Source organism: Rhodopirellula maiorica SM1 (assembly GCF_000346295.1).
Lineage (GTDB): Bacteria > Planctomycetota > Planctomycetia > Pirellulales > Pirellulaceae > Novipirellula > Novipirellula maiorica.
In genome coordinates this window covers 1-3,080 of record NZ_ANOG01000536.1, presented here as the reverse complement: position 1 = coordinate 3,080, position 3,080 = coordinate 1, and the positions used below count along the sequence as shown (strand labels likewise).

Below are 3,080 nucleotides of genomic sequence, written 5' to 3'. Positions count from 1 at the left end.
TTTGCCAACCAATTGCAGAATCAAATTACGGGGTTTGTAAGCACTTTTCGCCGACGTGACTCCCAACGACCACCCAGCACGCTTGGGGCTGCCGTTCCAGTGGCCTACGATTGTGCGGACGTTGGCGTCTTTGTACAGCGATCGCAACAGCACGACCGCTTCGACCGTAAAATCGCCATCAGGAAGCTCTTTCGACGTCGCCAGACTCATGCGGATCGGGCCGCCCGGTTTCAGGTCCACCGCGGTGCCAGTCGTCTTGGGCATCGATACCAAGGTTTCGATTTTTTCACCCTGTTCCTCCGGAGTTGCCGCGGCGTAATGCTCTAGAAATTCCATCGCCATCTGCACTTCGTCTAGGCTCGGTTGGCGACTGAGCAGCATTTGATACACATTGGCAATCAACATTTCTTCGTCGCCGCTATTAGCAAGGCGTTTTGTGATTGCTGTTGCCCGGTCATGCGACCACGATCCATTGCTTAATAACAACGCCTGTGGCGACGTCGTCGTGCGGTGACGTTTGCCGACGCTGCGAATGCGATCGGGTGCGTCAAAGGCCGCCAGCAATGGATCGAGCGAATTGCGGCGGACCGTTTTGTAGATGGCACGCTTCTTGGATTTCAATTCGCCACTGGCGGTCAACACCGCATCATTAATCTCTTCGCCCGACAATCGCCGTGGGTTCATCCGCCATAATAATTGATTGTTCGGGTCGGCAGCGGCGAGTGAATCGTCCAGCGGACGCTGCGACGTTTGCCGATAGGTGGCGGACAGCAGGATGCGGCGGTGTAGCTTCTTTAAACTCCACCCTTCTTCGATAAATCGAGACGCCAGCCAGTCCAGCAACTGAGGGTGTGTTGGCGGAACGCCCAATTGTCCAAAATCGCTGGACGTTTCTACAAGACCCACGCCAAAGTGTTGTTGCCAAATGCGATTGACGATCACTCGAGCGGTGAGAGGGTTCTCGGGACTGGCAATCCAATCGGCGAGCGCCGTGCGGCGTCCGGTTGAACGCAGCGAGGCGGGCGGAGGCGTGATCTCGGCGTCACCGTCGTCCAGTAAGGTAATGAAACCAGGTGCGATCGGCGTTTTGTCTTTGTCGTCGAGAACGTAAGTCACCGGAGCAACCGGTCCGACATCGCTGCCAACAAAGTCGATCGTCGGCAGCGGTTTGGGTTTGATCGAGTCAAACTCAGCGAGTTTTTGATGCAGTTGTTGTCGCTCGGCTTCTTGCTCGTCGCTCAACCACTGAGACAACTTGTCGTACGGCAAGTCGAATTGCCGCTCGGCAAGCGAGGCGATCTGGTGCTCGTAGGGAGTCCGTTCGTGCGGCCGTTTGTGAATCATCGCTTTGATTTCGTCGATGAATTTGTCGGCCTTCTCGCGGGTCGCATGTTGGATCGCGACCGGGTACTCGATCTCTCGCAGCCGCTCGCGAATCTCGGCGGTCGCCGCCTCCCACTTGGCGTATTGCTCTTGATAGATTCGGCGAGTTTCGGCATCGGCCACCGGATGATCCTCGGCAGGCTGAAACGCTGCGAAGAACGCCTTCATCCGAAAGAAGTCTTTTTGCAACAGTGGATCAAACTTGTGATCGTGACAGCGAGCACACTTCAATCCTTGAGCGAGAAAGACGTCGCTAGTCGTTTCGGTGATGTCGTGCAAAATCTCATGCCACTGCGTCTCGACATCCCGTTGGTTGTGTTCATAGATCCAGTGTCTCATGTACATCGTCGCGACGTGGGCATCACGATTACCAGGATCGATTTCGTCACCGGCAAGTTGTTCACGGACGAAACGGTCATACGGTTTGTCTTCGTTGAATGATCGAATCACATAATCGCGGTAGTGATGTGCGTGAGGGCGTGAATGGTCGGCGCGATAGCCGTCCGAGTCGGCATAGCGAACCAAGTCCAACCAGAACCGTGCTTGGTTTTCTCCGTACGCCTCACTTTGCAACAGCTTGTCGACCATCGCCTCGTAGTCAAAATCAGGCGAGCTGGCTGCGCGAATCGCAGCCGCATCAGGCGGCAGTCCCGTGATCGCGAAATGGACGCGGCGAACCAATGACTGCGGATCGGCTTCGAACGCGGGGCCGATGTTTGCATTTTCAAGCCGCGACAAGATAAAACGGTCCAGATCATCACGGCACCATGGTTCATCCTGGGTGGTGGGCGGTTTGGGATCGGTGATCGGTTGATAGCACCACCAAGCACGGTCTTCGTCAGTGATTTTCGGTGGCGGATGCAAAACGACGCCCGCAGGCCAAGCGGCTCCATCGGCGATCCATTTCACCAGCCCGCTGATCAGCTCGTTTTCGAGTGGCTCTTCGGGCGGCATTTCAAACGACTCGTATCGCAGTGCCTCGATGAGCAAGCTTTCGTCGGGGCTACCGACGACAATGGCTGGACCCGAGTCGCCTCCTTCGAGCAGTTGCGCCAGCGACGTCAACTGCAGCCCTCCTTCTTGTTTTTCTTCACCATGACACGAGATGCAGTGCCGCGTCAGCGTCGGACGCACATGGATTTCGAACTGATCGAGTTGTTCGCGCGAAAGCTGTTGGCAAACAGCGTTTCCACAAACAAGCAGGCCAACAAAGAGGGCGAGTGGAATTCGATACACAGGTAGGACCCGTTTGAGGTGGGCATTGTCGCCAATGTCGTTGATCGCTCCGCGATCATAACGTTGCTGCAATCACATCGTCGTTGATCACTCCGTGATCATAACGATTTTTTACAACGACGCGTTTTGATCGCAGAGCGACCAGCGACAGTTTTCTGCTCGATGGAAGGGGAGGATCGGCGAGGGCAAACCGAGCCGATTCGTCGAACTCAGTTGCCGTCTGATTATACACAATCCATAGAGTAGTAGGGACGGTGATTTTGAATCCCGTCAATCATCCGGCGAAACCGACGTTTTTCCCCGCAAATTTTAAGATGGCCGGAAGTATCGAGAGGTTCCAGCTTGCGTGAGGTTGTCCAACTGTTTTACCTCCCCAATGGGGAGGTCAGAGACGGCGGTAGCCGGATCTGGGTGGGGCTCGCAGTGTTAGAATTGGACCGTGCAAGCAGCGTTTCACCAGC

1 protein-coding gene is annotated in these 3,080 nt (G+C 55.5%); it reads right to left on the bottom strand.

Features of this window, described 5'->3' with window-relative positions; genetic code table 11:
• A partial coding sequence (locus tag RMSM_RS17010) for a PSD1 and planctomycete cytochrome C domain-containing protein (RefSeq protein WP_008698776.1) occupies window positions 1-2,691 on the bottom strand: 2,691 nt, incomplete at its 3' end.
• Window positions 2,692-3,080 lie beyond the last annotated feature (389 nt).